Origin of the sequence: Algoriphagus sp. PAP.12, assembly GCF_026652115.1 — a bacterium.
In the GTDB taxonomy this organism is placed as follows: domain Bacteria; phylum Bacteroidota; class Bacteroidia; order Cytophagales; family Cyclobacteriaceae; genus Algoriphagus.
On sequence record NZ_JAPPSQ010000014.1, the window covers coordinates 83,441 to 103,788 of the forward strand.

A 20,348-nucleotide genomic window follows, 5' to 3' on the forward strand; every position below is an offset into this window, starting at 1 on the left:
AAGTTAGTGATCTCATTGGAAGCATTTTTAAGAGAATGAAAATGCCTGTTTTATACCATTTAGGAAATCATTTTTTCTAAGTCAGAATCAAAGGACTCTTAACCCCTTCTTGGCCTAATTAATATCTTTTTGAGGAGTCGGTTAATTATTGAAAATAGGAGGGGAAGAAAGTGTAGAAGTTCAATTTTATTGAGTGTCTAAATAAGACTTAAATGTGAAAAAATAGTACCTTTATTAAAAAATTACCAAATATCATGAAGAGATCAATTCCCTTTTTCATTTTAACAATGATTGTTTTTCTAAACTCCTGTGGCCCAAATCTTAAGGAAGAGAACAGAAAATTAAGAGAAGAAGTAGTTGGAGTTCATGATGAAGTAATGCCTATGATGGGTAAGTTGAAATCTTTGGAGAAGAAGGCTCTAGATCAAGTCAAAGAATTAGAATCAGAAGGAAGCGTTGATACCTTAAAGGTTCAGACTTTGAAGGCTGTGGCTTATGATCTGGATCAGGCTTATGAGGCTATGTTCGACTGGATGCATCAATATGAATCTGAAGATGGAGATCGTGCTGCCGAAGTGGTGAAAGCAGATTTAGAGGAACAAATGGTGAAGGTGACTAAAGTAAACGAGCAAATGAAGGCCGCGTTGAGTAAAGCTGAAAAGGAGCTAAATAATTAATAGTTTTTGGGCCGCTCTCTCAGATATTTTTCAACATCTGAGGAGGTGATAATTCCTTCTTCCATTCCCCAAATATTAAATACATACGTGCTTATTTGAGCTATTTCCAAAGGAGTAAGTTGTGGACTTGCGGGCATATCTTGATTATAAACCTGTCCATTAACTATAATCTCTCCTTTTTGGCCGTGCTTCATGATCCAAATGGATCTGTGAACGCTTTCTTTGAAATAATCAGCCTCTCGCAATGGAGGGATTAATTTTCCCAAGCCCTTTCCGTCATTTTGATGGCAGTTTCCACAGTGATTTTCATAGAGCCTTTTCCCATCAACCGCATATTTCATGACTTCTGGGTCAGAAATTTGAGCTAGGGTATTGTCCTCATTAGTGGATTTTGGGGCGCATGAGAACCCAAAAGTCAGGCATAAAATAGCTGCTGGGATCCAACGCATTACTTGAGGATTTTAGGTATGTCATTGATCAAGCGCGTTACCTGATCTTCTTTGGTGCCATCATAAACACCTCTGATATGTCCTTCTTGATCGACTAATACAAATGCTCCTGAATGAAGAAAGCCTCCAGGTTCATTTTGGTCCTCCATAGCAGTTGTCAGGTAGCTGGTTTGACCAATTTCATAGATTTTTTGAGGTTCACCAGTTAAGAAGTTCCAGGTATTTGCATCTTCAATTCCCAATTTCTCAGCATAATCCTTCAATACCTCTTGAGTATCATAAGTAGGATCAATAGAATGACTCAAAATCTTGAAATTTGGATTGTCTTGATATGCATCGTAAACGCGAAGCATTTCCTTTTTCATAATCGGACAGATAGTCGGGCAGGTTGTGAAAAAGAAATCAGCCACATAGACTTTTCCTTCCACGTCAGCATTTGTGACAGTTTTCCCAACTTGATTCACAAATTCGAATTGGGCGATTTGATGGTAAACAGTATCGCCGGAATCCTCCACATGCCAATTTCCTAATTTAGGTAAAGGTTCTTCGGTCTTTGTGGCAGAGGGTTGACATTGCCAAAAGGCAAAAGAACTGATGGCTAGTAGGCTTAATACCTTCCAGGTTTTCATAAATATTATGATTTTGATCTATATTTCTTGTAAATGCGAATGGCGATCATCAGAGTAATTCCCAATCCGATCAATCCAACTAAGCCCCAAACCATGCTCAGCGTGTTTTTCAGAACGATCAGAAAAACAATGGCAAATAGCAATAGGGTGGAGGCCTCATTCCAAATTCTTAACTGAGTAGATGTCCATCGAGTTCGTCCAGCTTGGATTTCTTTGAACAATTTGTGACAACCCAGATGATAGGCATATAGTAATACTACAAAAGCCAATTTGGCATGCATAAATCCCTGCTCCAAGAAGCCCATTCTATAGCTGAGAACCCAAGTTCCAAAGATCAAAGTCAAAACTGCAGAAGGCCAGGTGATGATGTACCAGAGCCTGGAAGCCATCAAATCCAGTTGTGGTTTTAGAATGTTTCTCTCTGCCTCAGGCCTTTCCATAGATTCAGTTTGATAGATGAAAAGACGCACGATATAAAAAAGTCCTGCAAACCAGGTGACTACGAAAATGATATGAAGTGCCTTGACGTATTCGAAACTCATTGTCAGAATTTTCGGCTAAATTAAGGTCTAAATCGATTAACCCCTAAACTTTTGAAAAGCTCTCGAATAATTTTCTACATTATCGTCTTTGTGATCGTTGCATTGGTGTTTTATATAGGCAAAGAATCATTTTTTCAGCCTGGAATGGAGCGCTTCGAAGGGAAATACGAAGAATTGGGCCATTTCCGGAATGAGAATAACACGGGGCCTGTTTTAAGAATTTATGCGATTCGGGCCTTGGACAGTGATCAAAAATGGATGAAGGAATTTGCCGAATCTCAACCTCATACTAAATACGGAAAGACATTGGTCTATTTCTTTTCACAAGATGTAAGTGGGCCGATTGAGCTTTCTGGAACCCCTCCTTATTTTGATCAGAGTTTGGATGAAAAAGTTGTGGCAAGCTTTGAAAGAACTCCTATGGGAGAACCCAGGTTTAAATCACGATCATCTGAATGAGGAAGCGTAAATCAATAGCAGAATACAAAAAGGGAATTCTCGATGGAGATAGAGTTCTTTTGTCACAGGCCATCACATTGGTAGAAAGCAACTTGACATCTGATATTCGTTTGGCTGGGGATTTGGTTCAGGAACTTTTACCATTCTCTGGAAAATCCATCCGAATTGGAATTACAGGGGTTCCAGGAGTAGGGAAAAGTACCTTTATTGAAGCATTTGGGAGTCTTTTGATATCCCTTGGAAAAAAAGTTGCTGTACTGGCTGTTGATCCGACTAGTCAAAAGACCAAAGGAAGTATCCTTGGGGATAAAACTCGGATGGAAAAGCTTTCCTCTGATTCCAGAGCTTTCATTCGCCCAAGTCCATCGGGATCTACGCTTGGAGGAGTGAGTTCCAAAACCAGAGAGGCGATGTTGCTTTGCGAAGCAGCTGGCTTTGATGTGATTTTGGTTGAAACAGTCGGAGTTGGACAGTCCGAGACAGCTGTCAATGGGATGGTTGATTTCTTTTTATTACTCATGTTGGCTGGAGCAGGTGATGAATTGCAAGGGATCAAAAAAGGCATTATGGAAATGGCTGATGCTTTATTCATCAATAAAGCGGATGGAGACAATGTCCAAGCTGCAAAAAGAGCAAAAGTTTCTTACCAAAATGCGCTTCATTTATTTCCGCTAGGGGAAAATAATTGGTCTCCACAAGTTTTGACTGGGTCTTCCGTTTCTAAGGAAGGACTTGAACAATGTTGGAAGTTGGTGGAAGATTTTGAAGGTAAAATGAAGGTTTCTGGATTTTGGGAAAAGAACCGTTCTGAACAAAGACTTTCCTGGTTGAATGAAAGTATTCAATCTGAATTGGGAAAGGCATTTTATAAAGATTCCAAAGTTCAGGAAAAATTGAAAAGTGAAGTGGAAAAAGTTCTGTCCGGGGAATTAAGTCCCATGAAATTGGCCCGTGAGCTTACCGAATTGTTTTTTAAATCATGAAAAAATTAATTGTTGCACTTTTGGGATTGGCCATAGCATGTCAGGCTCCAAAAAGAGAGTTGAAATTGGAAAATGAAGTACTTGAAGCTTCTAGATGCGTGGGTGGGAATTGTGCAGAAGTAAGCATTTCATGGCCCAAGGTTACTGATTTTCCCAATTCTGAGTTGATCAATGATCTTTTGATCAGAAAAGTAAAAGGCAACTTAGATACAGACAACCCTCAAGAATCAATAGAAGAGCAGATTGAAAATTTTCTCACAGAATACGAGAAAGTGACAAAGGAATTCCCTGATTACCCTGCTGGCTGGACTTTGACGATCGAAGGAAATTTGACTTATCAATCGGATTCGATTTTGAGTTTCGATTTTATTGAAGCCAACTATTCAGGAGGTGCCCATCCTAATTCCACGGAGACCTTTCTTAATGTAAATGCTTTGACAGGCGAATTATTGACTGATAAAGAGTTGATTTTGGATCAGGCAAAGCTTTTGGAAATGGCAAGGAGAGAATTTCGAAAATATCATGATGTACCCGACTCCTTAACTATTGAACAAGATGATCGCTTTTTTATTCCTGATTCAGGATTCTTTTTAGCTCAGGCAAAGGGATTTAAGGAAGGGAAGTATTGGCTAATTTATAATCCTTATGAGATCGCTCCTTATGTATTTGGTTATACTTATTTAAGTTTTGATTTGAGTGAATTAGATGGGGTGGTTAGGAAATAATAAAAAATGCTGTCTTAAATACCTTAAAAAGTCAGCCTGAGCGGAGTCGAAGGCCATTTTTCTCCGCTCAGGCTAATAAAAGATGGTTACCTAAACAAAAATCCTGAAGGACCTCTTCCCACTTCAAAACTTCTCTTTTCGGTTGCGTCTTCACCCAAAACGGTCACAGTCCCATTGCCCTGGAAACCATTCGAATTGGTGACATAGATTTCATCCAAAACTGAATCATACCCAATTCCATAAAAACCTGAACCTTCATACCAAGTAGGGTCGATGTCAGTTCCCAAAATGTCCAAAAGTGCGATGCCGTCTTGGTAGTCAGGCCAACCGGAACTGGTTAGGATATAAAGCACTCCATTTTCATCTTTTGCGAACTTCCCTGTGGCATTTGCAATCGGGTAGGAAGTCGTTGTAGCCAGGGTGAAATTATCCATATGAAAGCTGTAAAGGATCAATTCATCTCCATTTGGAGAGAATAGGTAGATTGATCCGTTCGCTTCAAAAAATCGAGAAGGACTTCCTTCTACCTCAATTGATTCGATCAATTCTGATTTTTCGGCATCGATTACCTCAACTTTTCCCTCTTCAGAACCGGCAACTAGCACGTATTTCCCGAAAGAAATCAAATCCTCAGGCTTTCTGGAAACAGGAATCTTTGTCGAAACCTGACCTCCCAGCGTGTTGTTTACCACAGCGATGTATGATTCAGGAGTGGCATAACTCGCATCGTAAGGTCCGTAATCCGAGATAAAAAGTTTGCCGGAGTTGACTGTCAGAGATCGCGGTTGATCCAAGTCAGCAGTCACAGATCCCAAACTGGAAAAGTCTCCAGGGTTTACTACCTCTACTTTTCCTGTGTTTGCAACTAAATAAAGCCTGTCGTTCTCTAAAACCATGTCTTGAAGCAATCCTGCAAATGGTCTGGCATTGGCGTCTTCAAAAATATTGGCTTTTAGCTCATCGGTACTGGGATTTAGGTGATAAACTTCTCCATCATTGGAGCCGAAAGAGCCTTCATTCATGATCAAAATTCCTGAATCATATTCTCCCAGCGGGATTTCAGGGGCATTTTCTGTACAGGCAAAAAGAATGAAAATTAAGGCAAAAGCCTTGCTGAACTGTAGTAGTCTAAACTTCATAGTTGAATTGATAAATTGAAATGATAAGATCTTCCGGGCATGGGTCGGAGATATAAAACTTGATAGTTGGTGTCAAAAAGATTTTGGATTCGGAATTGCATCGGGATCTTGATTTTACCGATCGAAAAGCCCTCATAAGAAAAGCGGCTGTTCCAAAGTGTAAAAGGGTCCATCATACGTGGATTGTCGGCAGTAACGCTTCTTTTTCCAGTATAGTCCCCTGCAAAAGAAATCGAGAAACCATTCAACTTTCCTCCAATTCCAACTGTCGCTTGGTGTTGGGGTGTGTAAGGAAGTTGTTTTCCGAGGGATGGATCATTTTCAGCAATTCCCTGAATCGAAACAGCTCTGTTGAAGCTGTATTGCCAATGTGGATTCCAGTGTATTTTTCCCGTTTGAAAATTCGCTTTGCCTTGGTATTCTATTCCTTCCGACCTTACTTTTCTGATGTTTTGAGGGGACCAAACAGAACCATTGGGTAGCCAAATGATCCAATTGTCCACATCCATCCAGTACCCGGTCAGGCTTTGTTCTAAATTTTTGGATTGCCAAAGAAACCCAGATTCTGCATTCCAGCTTTTCTCTGGAAGTAAATCCGGGTTTCCTCCGGGTTTCCAAAATCGGTCATTGAGTGTGGGCACTTTGAATCCCATACTTCCAGAAGCTTTCAAGGTCAAACTTTGACCTTCACTTTGTTGAATTTTCCAGTCCAAACCCAGGCTCGGAATCAATGGTTTGAAGTTATCGAGGTACACGAAATGCCTTCCATTGAAAGAGAAAGTTAGCTTTTCATTTGCCAGAAATTGGATGGATTCGAAAAATTCGATTCGTTGATCAGTTGCGGAATAAGTGCTTAAATCTCCCTTGATGAAGGAAAATCTTGTTCCTGCATGAAACTTCCACTTGTTTTTCGTTGAATAATCCCATTCAGCCCCAAAGAACAATTGCCTCGTTTTAGAAAGGCTGCCATTGAAAGTCAGGTGATCTTGTACAAGTCCGGATTTAAAAAGCCAAGATGCTTTTTGCATAAAAATCTCATAGTCCAAAGACCATTTCCAACTTTCATCCTCCTGCAAATCTTGAGTATTAGAACCCATCGGAGCTTGAATTTCCCGGTTGGCTCGATTGTACCAAAAAGAGCTGTTTAGCAACTGGTTTTCTTTGGTTTTCCAGGAAAGATCTTGCACAATTCCATATTGGTTGACCTGTCCGTGTTCTTGATCAACTGTCGGGGTTCCAGGCTTGGAAAGGTCTTCAAACCGGTAATTGTTTTCTGTAAAAAGTCTATATGCTTTGGTTTGAAAAGCCAATTTCTCAGTAGAAAACCCAGCTTTGATACGCGTATTATAAGTTCCAAAACTTCCAAACTCCTGAGAAAATAGGAGATGAGGAGTTAGGGAGAATTTTGCCGTGCTCCTCAATTGAATGCTTCCGCCGATGGATTCATTTCCAATCAAAGCTCCTGAAGATCCGAATTGAAGATCCGCCTGATCGATTGCTAAAATTGGAATTAGGGAAAGATCACTCTGTCCCAAAGAGGGGCTGTTGATGGGGAGTCCATTCCAAAAAAGTGCTGTATGACCCGCAGAAGTGCCTCGGAATGATGGTGATGAAAGCATTCCTGGTCCATATTGACGGGCGAAAATAGGACTGGTTTCTTGCAAAAGATCAGAAAGGGTTCTGCTATTATATCCTTGGATATCCTCAGAAGTCCAAGCGATTGCTTTTTGGCCCTGACCAAATCGTTGGTAGACAGGAGCTGTCACTTCGACCTCCTTCAGAGACAAAGTATCCAATCCTTCAGTTTGAAAACCGAAGGTCGACATAAACCATACGAGCAAAATCATGCCTGATCGAATTAATTTTCAATTCGATTCGGGCTTGAAGAGAAATAGGAAGAAATCAGAATGGGGATTCCCAGTCAATTCTCCATCGCTTTTCCTCCGAAAGCACTGAATCAATAGAATCAGGCAGGTCTCCTGGCTCGTCTGACTCTTGCCGGCCTTCTCAAGCTTTCCTGATTGGATCAGGATTGCTCAATGGCGTGGGAGGCAAAAGCATTTTCCACTCAAAATTTCTTCTGAACAGATTCAGACTTACAGTTGCGGGGACAGCTCCGGTATCACACCGGATTCCCTTTTAATCCAAGACTCGAAGCTTCGAATCCGGAACCTGTTTCTGCCACAAACTTAGACTCAATTTTGATTTGAAACAATCGGGTTTGAAAAGATTTTTTGTATTCGGAAATATCTTGTTCTTACTTTGAGGGCGAAAAAATCATTGAATATTGAAAATCCAGAATAAATTTTTTAACCCGCTTTTAGCTTTGATAATTCTTTTTTCATGCGCAGAAAAGAGTGCTGAAAATGAAAATCTTACTTTAGAAAATATTCCGCTTTCGTATGCGCAAGGTTTTGATATCCAGGAAGGTGAAGGTTTTTGGATCTTGACTGTGAATCAACCTTGGAAGGGAGCTAAGCAAAGTTTCAAATATTTGGTTTTGGAAGAGGGAAAGTCTGGTCCCGAAGGAGAATTTAATGGAGTGATTCAACTTCCAGTAGAAGAAGTGATTTTGACTTCGACCACTCAAATCCCCCATTTGGACCTTTTGGGAGAAACTCAAAAAATGATTGCTTTTCCAAATTTGGATTTAATTTCTTCTGAAAAAGTTTGGGAGAGGATTGATCAAAATTTGGTGAAAGATTTGGGGTCAGCACCCTCTGCAAATGTGGAGATGATTCTTGAAATGGAGCCTGATTGGATGATGGTTTCGACTTTGGGTGAGGATATGAGAAATATGGATTTGTTGAATCAATCCGGTATCCCAACCCCCATCAATGGAGAGTATGTGGAACAGCATCCTTTGGGTAGAGCAGAGTGGATCAAATTTACAGGTGTGCTTTTAGGAAAATACGAAGAAGCAGATTCTGTTTTTGGGGTTGTGGAAAAAGCATATTTAGAGGCAGAGGAATTGGTAAAATCAATTCCTGATGCTGAAAAACCGACTGTTCTTACGGGAGTATTATATCAGGATATTTGGTATGCGCCTGGATCTGAAAGTTGGGGAGCTAAAATCCTTGAAAATGCAGGTGGAAACTACATTTTCAAGGAACAAAAAGGAACTGGAAGTCTGGAGCTGAATTATGAATATGTCTTGGATCAATCCATGAATTCTAAATTTTGGATTGGCTCAGCAGATTTTAATAGTCTTCAAGAAATGGGAGAGGCTGAACCGAGATACAAGGTTTTTAAAGCATTTAAGGAAGGAAATGTATTTACATATACTGCGAAGAAAGGTCCTAAAGGCGGATTTGAGTATTTTGAGTTGGGATATATGAGACCTGATTGGGTTTTGAAGGATTTGATCAAGATCATACATCCTAACTTATTACCTGATTACCAGCTGTATTTTTACAATCAATTGAATGAAAATTAGTAGAAATGGAATCTTGCTCGGCGGAGCATTTATGTTGCTGATATTTAGCTTATTGCTGAATGTGAGTCTTGGCTCCGTTTCTATTTCCGTTTCAGCTATTTTGGAAGGCCTATTTTCAGGGAATTGGGAGAGAAATTCATACGAACAGATCATTCTTAACTACCGTTTTCCCAAGGCGCTTGTGGCGATTTTGGCAGGAGTTGGTTTGAGTATTTCTGGTCTTCAAATGCAGACATTTTTTAGAAATCCATTAGCGGGACCCTATGTTTTGGGGATTAGTTCTGGGGCTGGATTTGGTGTAGCCATTTTGATTTTAGCGGGATCCATTTTCGGTTTTGCAAGCAATGCCATGAATCCTTGGGCCGTTGCAGTTGCGGGTACTTTGGGAGCAGGCTTGATATTGGTTTTAGTGAGTTTGGTCGCTTGGAGGGTGAAAGATAGCATGACCTTATTGATCGTAGGGATCATGTTTGGAGCGGCTGTTTCCTCGATTATTTCTGTTTTGGCCTATTTTTCAGGAGCAGAGGCTTTGAAATTATACACGATTTGGTCCATGGGTAGCTTAGGGGGCTTGGGATGGGCTCAAGTTACTTTGCTTTCTATAGTTATCCTTTTGGGCTTGATTCCAGTTATTTTTTCCATTCGAGCTTTCAATGCCTCTTTATTGGGAGAATCCTATGCGGCAAGTATGGGGATCAGTCCAGTGAAATTGCGCTGGCTAATGATCATCAGTACAGGTCTGATGTCAGGGGCAGTGACTGCATTTTGTGGACCTATTGCTTTTGTTGGGATAGCTGTTCCACATGTCGCCAGAATTATTTGGAAAACTTCGGATCATCGAATCCTTTTCCCAGCTTCAGCCCTTTGTGGATCGGTTTTGTTGCTTTTGTGTGATGCTATAGGCCAACTGCCAGGCTCTGCACAAAGCCTTCCTATCAATGCAGTTACCTCATTGATCGGTGCTCCGATTGTGATTGCTTTAGTTTTAAAAAGAAATTTCAGTAAAGAATTTTAACATGAAGAAAGCTGTCATTTCGGGAAAGAATTTAAGTCTGGGTTATAAAAAAGGCGAAACGAAGAAAGAGATTCTACATGGATTGAATTTCGATTTGTACGCTGGGCAATTGACCTGTCTTTTAGGAGCAAACGGAGTTGGAAAAACTACTTTGGTAAAGGCAATTATGGGGAGAATTCCTGTTTGGAATGGAAAATTGTTGGTAGAAGGCAAGGAGCTTTCTAAACTTAATTCTAAAGAACTTTCCAAATTACTCGCAGTGGTATTGACAGAGCCAATTGTAGCTGGAAATATGACCGTTGGCCAATTGGTTAGTTTGGGTAGAACTCCATACTTGAATTGGTCGGGATATTTGTCCGCACATGATAAACAAGTGGTAGAAGAAGCTTTGATTTCTACACAGATTTTGGAAATCAAGGATGAGAGATTAAGTGAAATATCAGATGGACAAAGACAAAAAGCTATGATTGCACGTGCTCTTGCTCAGGATGCACCGATCATGATTTTGGATGAACCTACAGCTCATTTGGACCTAGTCAATCGATTTGAGATTATGGAATTACTCCATTCCATTTCTCAGTCTCAAAACAAAAGTATCCTCGTGATTACTCATGATTTGGATATTGCTCTGGAAACCTCCGATCAACTTTGGATTATGAGGAAAGAGAAGAAATTAATCGCTGGATTAACCGAAGATTTGATCGTAAAAGGACTGATAGATTCTCTTTTTTCTAAAGAAAAAATCCATTTTAATTCTAAAAGGGGAAAGGTAGAGCTTGAAAATAAATTGGCAAAGCTGGATTTCGAGGGAGATGAATCTCTTGCATTCTGGATTCAAAAGGCCTTGGGAAAAGCAAATATTACTGAGGTGAAAAGCGCTATAAAAATTCAAGAAAACCCATTTTTTATTCATTATGAAGACTTGGAATTCAGCTCGATACAAGAATTTGTAGCCTTTTTATTTTTAGGAGAATAAATATCAATTCATTTATAAATCCATAAAACCTATCAAAAAAGTAGAGAATTGCTTTATTGAATCACTTTTTTCATATATTTGTCACACTAATTATTTGTATGACACAAGAGCAATTCGCAAAATATTCTTTCTTGCTGGACCGTACTGCCAGAAAAGTCAAGCAATATGCCCAGCAGCAGTTCAAGTCAGGGGATTTTGATGTGACGGTGGACCAATGGTTGGTGATGAAAAACCTTTCAGAAAATGGTCCATCAAGTCAAACCGAGTTGGCAGGATTGGTTTTCAAGGATCATCCTACTTTAACTCGGATCATTGATCTACTAAGCAAGAAAGGTTATGTGGAAAGAGTGCCGCATCCTCAGGACAGAAGGAGCTTCCAATTGCACTTGACTGAGGCAGGGGTGTCAAAAGTCACTGCTCTCCGTCCTCAAATATTAGAGATTCGCGAAAAAGCTTGGGAGAATCTGAATCAAACGGATTTTGATGAGTTTAAGCGAATCTTAAATACCATCTACCAAAATTTGGATGGCCAAGTAATAGAAGATTAAGAATAAAATTTAAAATAGAAAATCCAGGGATTTCCCATAAAGAACTTCGATATGATTCACACCGATTTATGTATCATTGGAGCAGGCCCAGTGGGCTTATTTGCAGTTTTTGAAGCAGGTCTGCTCAAAATGCGTTGTCATTTGATCGATGCTTTGCCACAAGTGGGAGGGCAGCTTTCAGAAATTTATCCTCAGAAGCCTATCTATGATATTCCAGGATATCCAGAAGTAAAGGCTCAGGATTTGGTTGACAACTTGATGGAGCAAATCAAGCCTTTCAAACCAACTTTTACCTTGGGAGAAAGAGTTGATCATTTGGATAAGCAAGAAGATGGAAGTTACATCGTGACAACAAGCGACAAGACTCATGTTCATGCCAAAGTGATTGTAATTGCTGGAGGTTTGGGATGTTTTGAGCCTAGAAAGCCGGTTTTGGATAATTTGGAGACTTTCGAAGGAAAAGGAATCACTTACATGGTGAAGAATCCTGAGACTTTCAGAGGTAAAAAAGTTGTCTTGGCAGGTGGAGGTGACTCTGCTTTGGACTGGACAATCTACCTTTCTAAAGTTGCTGAGAAAGTTACTTTGGTGCATAGAAATGAAACTTTCAGAGGAGCTCCTGATTCTGCTGCGAAAGTATTTGATTTGGCCAGCCAAGGTAAAATTGACTTGATCCTTTCTGCAAATTTGAAGGAAGTTGGAGGAAACGGAGTATTGAATTCCGTAACTCTTCACGATAAAGCCAAGACCGAAATCAAGATTGATGCAGATTATTTGATTCCTTTGTTCGGTTTGAGTCCGAAGTTGGGACCAATTGCAGATTGGGGGCTTTCTATCGATAAAAATGCGATCGAAGTAGACACCAGAGATTACTCTACTGGAGTGGAAAGAATCTACGCGATTGGAGATATCAATACCTATGAAGGAAAATTGAAATTGATCCTTTGTGGATTCCATGAAGCTGCGATCATGATGCACTCTGCCTTCAAGTATGTATATCCGGATCAGAAATTGAGCTTCAAATACACAACTGTTAATGGAGTAAACACATTTTAATTCTATTTTTGAATCATGGTAAATTTCACTGTAGAAGATCACGACGGTAACCGTCAAGAAATAGAAGCTCCTGACGATATGGGCTTCAGCCTAATGGAAATTTTGAAAGCTTCAGAATATCCTGTTTTGGCAACTTGTGGAGGGATGGCTCTTTGCGCTACCTGCCATGTGGAGATTTTGGAAGGAAAAGACGAATTGGGAGAAGCTACAGATGTAGAATTGGACCAATTGGAAAATCTTCCAGAATACTATCCAACTTCAAGATTGGCTTGCCAAATCCGTATCGGAGATATTTTGGAAGGAGCAGTAGTGAAGCTAAGAGGAGAAGACGTCGTCTAAGTCAAAAAGATTTATAGTTGAAAACCACCTCAAAAGGGTGGTTTTTTTTATTTTCAAGAAACATGTCAATCATTTCCTTATGAAAGCTTTATTTCTCTCTCTCTTATTTTTTCTTCCTGCCTTTGTCTTTGCTCAAATATCTGATGTGCAAAAAGAAAGTTCATTGAAGATCAATCAGTTGATTCATACCTATTCAAAAGCGAGGGAAACGAAAGATTATGAACTTTTAAAATCCATCCTTACGGAAAATGTGGATCAATTGGTTTCGAATGGGGAATGGAGAAATGGTATCAATGAGGCCATTGAGGGAATGATGGCAAGCTCCAGTTCCAATCCTGGTGGACGTTCATTGGAAGTCGAGAAAATCAAATTTTTATCCGATGAAATAGCGGTTGTGGATTGTCGCTATTTGATTTCGGCACCGAATGGAGATCAGAGAAAACTTTGGAGCAGTTTTGTGGTTGTTTTCTCGAAAAAGACCTGGAAAATCTCGGCAATTAGAAATATGGATCCCGGAAATTAATTTTTCTAAAGAATGTATCAATTCGGTGAACAATAGCGTATTGAGAATAGTTTTTAAGCTATTCTTATGAGATACATTTACATTTTATTTTTGCTTATGGTAGTTTCCTCCTGCCAGATTTTTGAGTCTGCTTCCAAAGATTACACCTTGGAAGAGCTAGAAATTCTCTATGGAGAAATCCAAGAGCTATCCGAATCAAAATCCTGTACAAATTCCTCGGAATGGAAGTTTGTGGCATTGGGAAGTAAGCCTTGCGGTGGACCTTGGAAATATATTGCCTATTCTTCTTCGATTGATGAGGCTAAGTTTTTGGAAAAAGTGAAGACTTACAACAAGCTTCAAGCGGAGGATAATGCAAAAAATGAAAGATTTTCAGACTGTATGTATGTAAGCCCACCTAGTTCGGTGGTATGTGAGGCCGGGAAGCCTGTATTTCAGTATGATTAAGGTTATTGTTTCGTTTTGAAACAATTATTTTTTTGGTTTTATTGGAAGGATATTCCCTTATCCTATGAAAACCCTTTTAGCCTGTTTATTTCTTGTTTTTGCTTTTGCCTGCTCGGAAAAAAATCCTGACCAATCACTTCATATAGAGGAAGTTTCCGTCACTGGAGGAAAGATTTCAGGATATTATTCCGAGGAAGATTCCATCAAAATATTCAAAGGAATTCCATTTGCCGCACCACCCTTAGGTGAGTTGAGGTGGAAAGCTCCCCAACCTGTAATCCCATGGGAAGGTGTTTTGGAAACCACAGAAAATCCCGCTTCATTAATGCAGGGGGCTCCAGTTCCATTTTTTGCTTGGTCAGAGGAGTTTTTGATTCCAAAAGAGCCAATCTCTGAAGATGGTTTGTATTTGAATGTTTGGACTCCAGCTACAGAAAAGGATGAGAAAATTCCTGTTTTGGTTTGGGTTCATGGGGGTGGCTTTGTCTCTGGTTCAGGTACTGTTCCTTTATATGATGGAGAAGCCTTGGCCAAAAAGGGGATCATCGTGGTGACCATTAATTATCGATTAGGGATTTTTGGTTTTTTGGCACATCCGGAATTAAGTGATGAAAACACAGAAGGAGTTTCTGGTAATTATGGGATTTTAGATCAGATTGCAGCCTTGAAATGGGTGAATGAAAACATTGCTGCTTTTGGAGGTGATCCTGAAAATGTAACCATTGCTGGTCAATCTGCGGGGGCATTTAGCATCAATGCATTGGTAGTATCGCCTTTGGCAAAAGGATACTTCAATAAGGCAATTGCAGAAAGTGGGGCCATGGTAAATCGTGGCTCTGGATTGGTAGGAGGGTTGAAAAGTTCTGAAGAGCACAACCAAAAAGTTTTGTCAGATCTGGGATATACATCTATTGAGGGCTTAAGAAATTTACCTGCTGACAGCCTGCTTAAAATTCAGGCTAGGTTTTCCCCTGTAGTAGATGGAGTTGTTTTGCCTTCAGTTAAAGAGGCAATTGAATCTGGTAATTATTCTGATGTTCCATTGTTGACAGGATGGAATGCGGATGATTTGGTACGGACGGATCCATCCAAAAATCCTGAAGAATTTGAAAAAAATGCAATCAAAGAATATGGTGGAAGAGCAGGTGAATTTTTGGAATTGTTTCCTGCTGATGATGAAGTCCAGCTAAAAGAATCTCAAAATTTATTATCCGAACTGATGTTTGGAATGCAAAACTACAGCTGGGCCAAGCTTCAGACACAGAAAGGCTCCAGTTCTGCATATTTGTATTATTTCACCCGTGTTCCTCCAGGAGAACCTAATTACGGTGCCTTTCACTCGGCAGAATTTGCCTATGCACTTCATACTCTCAAGAATTGGAATAGGCCTTTTGAACAAGCGGATTATGATTTGGAAGAGAAGATGTCCACTTATTGGGTGAATTTTGTAAAAACGGGGAATCCAAATGGGGAAGGAATGCCAGAATGGCCTATTTTCAATCCTGAAGACCCCATGGTGATCGAGTTAGGAGAAGAAGTTTTGGCAATTCCTCTGCCTCACAGTTCCCAGATTAGATTCTTGGAAAGCACAATTCAATAAACAATGTTGGGTTTATTAGGCGTTTTGACCATTGCTATTCTACTTTTTTTGATCATTTCAAAAAAGACCTCAGCAGTGGTGGCTTTGATTCTGGTGCCGGTTTTAGCTGGAATTTTAGCTGGGAAATTCGAAGAATTACCATCTATGATCTCCAGCGGTTTGATAAGTATAGCTCCGACAGGCGTCATGTTTGTTTTTGCAATTTTATTTTTTGGGGTATTAATGGATGCCGGAACTTTTCAGCCTATTATTTCAAGACTTTTAAAACTGGCAGGAAATGATCCGGTGAAAATTGCTCTTGCTACAGCTGCTCTGGCCATGATGGTTCATTTGGATGGTTCTGGTGCAGTTACATTCTTGGTAGTAATTCCTGCTTTACTTCCCATTTATGACCAAATAGGGATGAACAGGTTGACACTTGCGAGTATTGTAGCACTTTCCGCAGGTACAATGAATATTTTGCCTTGGGGAGGCCCAACAATTAGAGCTGCTTCTGCTTTGGATGTTACAGTCACTGAGTTATTCAATCCTTTATTGATCCCTTTTTTGGTTGGTTTGGTAACAGTGTTTGGTATCGCTTTTTACTTAGGGAAAAAAGAAATAGATACAATTCCTTCTGTTGAATTAAGTAGGGTTCAAGAGGGAAATACTGATCAAAAGGTGAAGCTTCCTCTTTGGAGATTTTGGATCAATATAGCTTTGATTTTGCTCGCAATTCTAACCATCGTGATGTCTTGGGCTCCTCCTTATGTGGTGTTTATGATAGCCTTTGGATTGGCTTTGCTGATTAATTTCCCAAAAGTTTCAGATCAAAAAGAAAGAGTGGATGCTCACGCGAAAGAAGCCTTGTTAATGGCGAGTATTTTATTTGCCGCTGGCTGTTTTACGGGGATTTTAAAAGGGAGTGGAATGATGGATGCCATGGCTTCAGGAATCCAAACTATAATTCCTGAATTTCTGGGTAGACAATTACCTTTATTGACTGGGATTTTGGCAATGCCGGCGAGTTTGGTTTTTGATCCGGATTCTTTTTATTTCGGGATTTTGCCGCTTTTAGCTTCAACTGCTGAATCTTTCCAAGTTAGTGGAATAGAGGCTGGTCAAGCAGCTATATTAGGTCAGATGACAACGGGCTTTCCAGTTAGTCCATTAACTGGATCTACTTATTTGCTGATTGGATTGGCAGGAGTGGATTTGGGTGATCATCAGAAAAAGACCATTCCTTTGGCTTTTTTGGTGACTTTGGTGATGCTTTTTGTTTCTGTTTTGATTGGTGTGATCAGGGTATGATATGAAAGAGAAAATAAGAATTGGTTGTGGAGCAGGATTTTCTGGGGACAGAATTGAACCCGCATTGATTTTGACTGAAAAAGGGGATTTAGATTATCTCATTTTAGAATGCCTAGCAGAAAGAACAATTGCTTTGGCGCAAAAGCGTAAACTTCAAAATCCCGATTTAGGATATGATGTTCTTTTGGAAAAAAGAATCTCGGGTTTGTTGCCTCTTTTATTGAAAAACAAAACTCGTTTAATAACCAACATGGGAGCAGCCAACCCCATAGCTGGTGCAAAGAAAATCATTGAATTAGCGAAAGAACAAGGTTTGAAGGTAAAGGTTGCTGCAGTTTTTGGAGATGACGTTTTTTCCTTTTTATCTGGAGATGAGTATTCTCTTGAAAATGATATACCCATCTATTCATATGGTAAATTGGTGTCAGCAAATGCTTATTTGGGTGTCGAGGCGATTTTACCTGCATTGGCGACTGATGTCGATATTATAATTACCGGAAGAGTGGCAGATCCCTCTTTGTTTTTGGCTCCTATGATTTATGAATTTGGATGGGAGGTCGATGATTTTGAAAAAATGGGAAAAGGTACGGTCTTAGGACATTTGTTGGAATGTGCAGGTCAAATTACTGGAGGCTATTTTGCGGATCCAATAAGCAAACCAATCCCTGATATGCATATTTTGGGACATCCATTTGTGGATGTTTTTAAGGATGGACATGGTGTCATTTCAAAAGTAGAAGGTACCGGAGGGGCCATTACCCCTCAGACTACCAAAGAGCAATTATTATATGAAGTCCTGGATCCGTTTCATTACTTCACTCCTGATGTGATTGCAGATTTTTCTTCGGTTAAAATCGAAGAGATTTCAAAAAATCAAATTCAAATAAAAGGGGGAGGGGGTAATTCAAAACCGGAAACTTACAAGGTGAGTGTTGGATATGAAGCAGGTTTTCGTGGGACTGGCGAAATTTCCTATGCGGGAGCTCATGCAGTAGAGAGAGGAGAGTTGGCGGCCGAAATCATGCGATTGAGATTGAAGGATAAGATTCAAAATCTCAAGATTGATTTGATTGGAATGAATTCATTGCATCCATCTGAATTTTCCAAGGAATCTCAACCTTATGAAGTCAGGCTTCGGGTAACAGGAATGTGTGATTCCCTTTCTTTGGCACAGGAAATTGGAGAGGAAGTAGAAGCTTTGTATACCAACGGACCAGCCGGTGGTGGAGGGGCAAGAAAATATGTAGAACAAGTCGTAGGAGTGATTTCAACATTGTTAGAAAGGGATCAAGTTAAACCAGGTATTCAATTGTTTTCCGCATGAAAAAGTTAGCAGAAATAGCACATAGCAGAGCAGGTGACAAAGGAAATATTTTGATCTTGTCTTTAATTCCTTTCGATTCAAATGATTTTGATTTGCTGGTCGAGAAAGTTTCAGCAGACCTGGTGAAAAATCATTTGAAGAATCAAGTCAAGGGGACTGTTACCAGATATGTTTTACCTGATTTGAAGGTCATGCAATTTACCTGTACTGATGCATTGGCAGGCGGTGTGACTACTTCTTTGGCTTTGGATGCGCATGGGAAAAGTCTGAGCTATGCCCTTCTTGAATTAGAAATCTGATTAATCAAAAACCTCCACTCCAAGTGTTAATTCCAATTCTGTAGGCTGTTGAATTACGTCTTCGATTTCTTTTTTGATTTCCCTAAAATCATTCTCATCCAAAGGCTTTTTGGATAGTATGGTCACAGAGAGTCTGACGGGGTTCAGTCCGATTACTTTGACATCCCGCATTAAACCATGTGGAATTTCTTTTCCTCCCAGTTCTTGAATCAATCTGTTTTCCAAAACCATATTTCTAAAGCTGAAAATCAAAGGTGCTGTCACCAATACAAGAATTCCCACACTGATCAGCAGACCTTTTTTTGCCAATTGAAATGGGCTGAATCCCAATAAAAGGAAAGTTAAGGATGCTGCCATTACAATTCCGGCAAGGTTGGTTCCCAAAAGAAGAAAAGCTCCCCAGAATACATTCCAATCTCCCCATCCCAATCCGATTCCAGCTACAGCCAATGGAGGAACCAATGCAACGGATATAGCTACACCCGCAAGAGTTTTGGCAATCTCTTCTTTGGAATATGCAAAGGCTCCTGCTACTCCCGAAACTATTGCTATTCCCAGATCCAATAAATTGGGTCTTATCCGGGATTGAATTTCCGAGTTCATGGAATGTAAAGGAGTTATCAGAGTAATCAGCATTGCAAATATCAAACCTATCAGAACTCCCCAGAAAATTGTGATTAGGCTATTTTTTACTAATAATCCATCTTGTCGTAATGCACCCATGGCTAAAGAAATAATCGGTGCCATTAATGGAGCCAAAATCATCGCTCCAATCACGACTGGAGTAGAATTCGCAAATAGACCAAAGGTGGCAATAAGGGTAGAAAGAGCCATTAAGACCAGGTAATTGGAAGTGGTCTGGGAGTTTTGTCTGAGAAGAGTAAACAGCTCTTTGAACTCATCATAGGTGGCATGTCTTACCCAGGGTAGATACCCTCGGGTCAATTCCTCCCGTAATTTCCCCGTTGGTAGGGCTTTTAGATTTAGCTCCTTTTTTTGAGACTCATTTTCTTTTGTAGACTCGAAATAAGTCTGGATTTTCACTTTTTCAGACCGGATCTCAAGTTCCAACTGATTGGATTTTTCTTCTTTTCCATCAAGGGCATAGCCAAATTCTTCCTCACTTTCGATTGTTAGTTTTTTTGTGGAGATGTAACTCAAAAAGTCAGGTATAGCACTCCCTTTGACCGGGAAGAATAAGTTTTGCATTCCAAACTGAATGATCGAAAAAAGACTTTTAGGTGCTAGAATGATGACATGCAATAGCCCTTCATTGAGTCCGGAGTCCTTGATGACTCTTTTGAAAATAAGGTTGCTTTCACAATGTGAAACGGCCAGAATTCCCATAGCGGCTATTTCAAGAGTTTTGGCGCTTTCATCATCTCCATAGGTGATCTTGTACTTTCGAAGTTTTACTTTTTGAAAAAGCTTTTTGAATCTTGAAAACCGATCTGCAATATTTTTGAAAAAGCCTTTTTGGATAGAATCATACAAAACAGAAAGAGACTCACCAATAACCAAGGAATTGAGACAAAGTTGGTCATTGATAGAAAGGAGATCGTATGGAGGTGTTTTTTCCTGCTCTTTGAATGCTATAAAAGCTGCCTCTTTTGAATTTGGAACACCAAAGGATCGCGCCAATAGGGTTAATTCAGGGTGGGGGAGGAAATGGATTGCCGGAGAATTTTCATCCAGTTTTTGGATAAGCTCTTGTCCTTGCTGATCATTGATCCAAAGCAATAAATCGTCTTCAGAAGAATAGTCCGAAAGAGAAAGGTCGTTGAAAGGAATTTTTTGATTTGGAGCAGGATCCAATTTTTCGAAAAATGCGTCTTTATCTTCCTTCTCAAGGTTTGGGTCAAAAATAAGAGTATAACTATCCATGTGCCAAA

At 39.9% G+C, this 20,348-nt stretch carries 22 protein-coding genes and 1 riboswitch; of the genes, 16 read left to right on the forward strand and 6 right to left on the reverse strand.

Annotated features, from left to right (window positions below; translation table 11 throughout):
- Positions 1-254: 254 nt before the first annotated feature.
- Positions 255-677, forward strand: coding sequence for a hypothetical protein (locus O0V13_RS15965; protein WP_268035968.1), 423 nt, complete (start codon positions 255-257; stop codon positions 675-677).
- On the opposite strand, the gene O0V13_RS15970 is transcribed toward O0V13_RS15965, so the two are convergent.
- From O0V13_RS15970 to O0V13_RS15980, 3 genes are read right to left on the reverse strand one after another with little or no spacing between them, the layout of a single operon-like run.
- Positions 674-1,126, reverse strand: coding sequence for a c-type cytochrome (locus O0V13_RS15970; RefSeq protein ID WP_268035969.1), 453 nt, complete (start codon positions 1,124-1,126; stop codon positions 674-676). The genes O0V13_RS15965 and O0V13_RS15970 overlap by 4 nt on opposite strands.
- Entirely contained in the window at positions 1,126-1,755 is a 630-nt protein-coding gene (locus tag O0V13_RS15975) for an SCO family protein (protein ID WP_268035970.1), read from the reverse strand. The genes O0V13_RS15970 and O0V13_RS15975 overlap by 1 nt, the downstream gene beginning before the upstream one ends.
- A gap of 5 nt (positions 1,756-1,760) precedes the next feature.
- Positions 1,761-2,297 carry a CopD family protein gene (locus O0V13_RS15980; protein ID WP_268035971.1) on the reverse strand — a complete coding sequence of 179 codons (537 nt, stop codon included), beginning with the start codon at positions 2,295-2,297 and terminating at the stop codon, positions 1,761-1,763.
- A gap of 51 nt (positions 2,298-2,348) precedes the next feature.
- Here O0V13_RS15980 and O0V13_RS15985 point away from each other — a divergent pair, with 51 nt between their 5' ends.
- Genes O0V13_RS15985 through O0V13_RS15995 form a run of 3 tightly spaced genes read left to right on the forward strand, consistent with a single transcriptional unit; the run spans position 2,349 to position 4,464 of the window.
- Positions 2,349-2,756 (forward strand): hypothetical protein, encoded by a 408-nt coding sequence (locus tag O0V13_RS15985; RefSeq protein ID WP_268035972.1) that lies wholly within the window; start codon positions 2,349-2,351, stop codon positions 2,754-2,756.
- Positions 2,753-3,739: a methylmalonyl Co-A mutase-associated GTPase MeaB gene (gene meaB / locus O0V13_RS15990; protein ID WP_268035973.1), complete on the forward strand. Its 987-nt coding sequence runs from the start codon at positions 2,753-2,755 to the stop codon at positions 3,737-3,739. The genes O0V13_RS15985 and meaB overlap by 4 nt, the downstream gene beginning before the upstream one ends.
- Positions 3,736-4,464 (forward strand): DUF4163 domain-containing protein, encoded by a 729-nt coding sequence (locus tag O0V13_RS15995; RefSeq protein WP_268035974.1) that lies wholly within the window; start codon positions 3,736-3,738, stop codon positions 4,462-4,464. Before meaB ends, O0V13_RS15995 begins: the two co-directional genes overlap by 4 nt.
- 86 nt (positions 4,465-4,550) lie before the next feature.
- Here the strand turns inward: O0V13_RS15995 and O0V13_RS16000 are convergent, their stop codons facing one another.
- Positions 4,551-5,603 (reverse strand): DUF5074 domain-containing protein, encoded by a 1,053-nt coding sequence (locus O0V13_RS16000; RefSeq protein ID WP_268035975.1) that lies wholly within the window; start codon positions 5,601-5,603, stop codon positions 4,551-4,553.
- The gene (locus tag O0V13_RS16005) at positions 5,600-7,450 is read right to left on the reverse strand and encodes a TonB-dependent receptor (protein WP_268035976.1); all 1,851 of its coding nucleotides are present in this window, start codon (positions 7,448-7,450) and stop codon (positions 5,600-5,602) included. The genes O0V13_RS16000 and O0V13_RS16005 overlap by 4 nt, the downstream gene beginning before the upstream one ends.
- Before the next feature lie 105 nt (positions 7,451-7,555).
- Positions 7,556-7,794: riboswitch (cobalamin riboswitch) on the reverse strand.
- 135 nt (positions 7,795-7,929) lie between these two features.
- Here O0V13_RS16005 and O0V13_RS16010 point away from each other — a divergent pair.
- The 12 genes from O0V13_RS16010 (at position 7,930) to O0V13_RS16065 (ending at position 18,456) form a co-directional block, all read left to right on the forward strand.
- The gene (locus tag O0V13_RS16010; protein WP_268035977.1) at positions 7,930-9,039 is read left to right on the forward strand and encodes an ABC transporter substrate-binding protein; all 1,110 of its coding nucleotides are present in this window, start codon (positions 7,930-7,932) and stop codon (positions 9,037-9,039) included.
- Entirely contained in the window at positions 9,029-10,054 is a 1,026-nt protein-coding gene (locus tag O0V13_RS16015; protein ID WP_268035978.1) for an iron ABC transporter permease, read from the forward strand. The genes O0V13_RS16010 and O0V13_RS16015 overlap by 11 nt, the downstream gene beginning before the upstream one ends.
- A gap of 1 nt (position 10,055) precedes the next feature.
- The gene (locus tag O0V13_RS16020) at positions 10,056-11,030 is read left to right on the forward strand and encodes an ABC transporter ATP-binding protein (RefSeq protein ID WP_268035979.1); all 975 of its coding nucleotides are present in this window, start codon (positions 10,056-10,058) and stop codon (positions 11,028-11,030) included.
- Positions 11,031-11,128: 98 nt separating this feature from the next.
- Positions 11,129-11,578, forward strand: coding sequence for a MarR family winged helix-turn-helix transcriptional regulator (locus O0V13_RS16025; protein ID WP_268035980.1), 450 nt, complete (start codon positions 11,129-11,131; stop codon positions 11,576-11,578).
- A 51-nt stretch (positions 11,579-11,629) separates the two neighbouring features.
- Positions 11,630-12,634 (forward strand): NAD(P)/FAD-dependent oxidoreductase, encoded by a 1,005-nt coding sequence (locus tag O0V13_RS16030; protein WP_268035981.1) that lies wholly within the window; start codon positions 11,630-11,632, stop codon positions 12,632-12,634.
- Positions 12,635-12,649: 15 nt separating this feature from the next.
- Positions 12,650-12,973 (forward strand): 2Fe-2S iron-sulfur cluster-binding protein, encoded by a 324-nt coding sequence (locus tag O0V13_RS16035; RefSeq protein ID WP_073573536.1) that lies wholly within the window; start codon positions 12,650-12,652, stop codon positions 12,971-12,973.
- 79 nt (positions 12,974-13,052) lie between these two features.
- The gene (locus O0V13_RS16040) at positions 13,053-13,496 is read left to right on the forward strand and encodes a DUF4440 domain-containing protein (protein WP_268035982.1); all 444 of its coding nucleotides are present in this window, start codon (positions 13,053-13,055) and stop codon (positions 13,494-13,496) included.
- Between the two features lie 66 nt (positions 13,497-13,562).
- A complete protein-coding gene (locus tag O0V13_RS16045; RefSeq protein ID WP_268035983.1) occupies positions 13,563-13,943 on the forward strand; it encodes a hypothetical protein in 381 nt (126 codons plus the stop codon).
- A gap of 64 nt (positions 13,944-14,007) precedes the next feature.
- On the forward strand, positions 14,008-15,543 hold the full coding sequence (locus O0V13_RS16050) for a carboxylesterase/lipase family protein (protein WP_268035984.1): 1,536 nt from the start codon (positions 14,008-14,010) through the stop codon (positions 15,541-15,543).
- A gap of 3 nt (positions 15,544-15,546) precedes the next feature.
- Positions 15,547-16,833, forward strand: coding sequence for a CitMHS family transporter (locus O0V13_RS16055; RefSeq protein WP_268035985.1), 1,287 nt, complete (start codon positions 15,547-15,549; stop codon positions 16,831-16,833).
- A 1-nt stretch (position 16,834) separates the two neighbouring features.
- A complete protein-coding gene (locus tag O0V13_RS16060; RefSeq protein WP_268035986.1) occupies positions 16,835-18,157 on the forward strand; it encodes an acyclic terpene utilization AtuA family protein in 1,323 nt (440 codons plus the stop codon).
- Positions 18,154-18,456, forward strand: coding sequence for an AtuA-related protein (locus O0V13_RS16065; RefSeq protein WP_268035987.1), 303 nt, complete (start codon positions 18,154-18,156; stop codon positions 18,454-18,456). The genes O0V13_RS16060 and O0V13_RS16065 overlap by 4 nt, the downstream gene beginning before the upstream one ends.
- Here O0V13_RS16065 and O0V13_RS16070 read toward each other — a convergent pair whose 3' ends face one another.
- Positions 18,457-20,340, reverse strand: a complete 1,884-nt coding sequence (locus O0V13_RS16070) for a TIGR00341 family protein (RefSeq protein ID WP_268035988.1) — start codon at positions 20,338-20,340, stop codon at positions 18,457-18,459.
- Positions 20,341-20,348 lie beyond the last annotated feature (8 nt).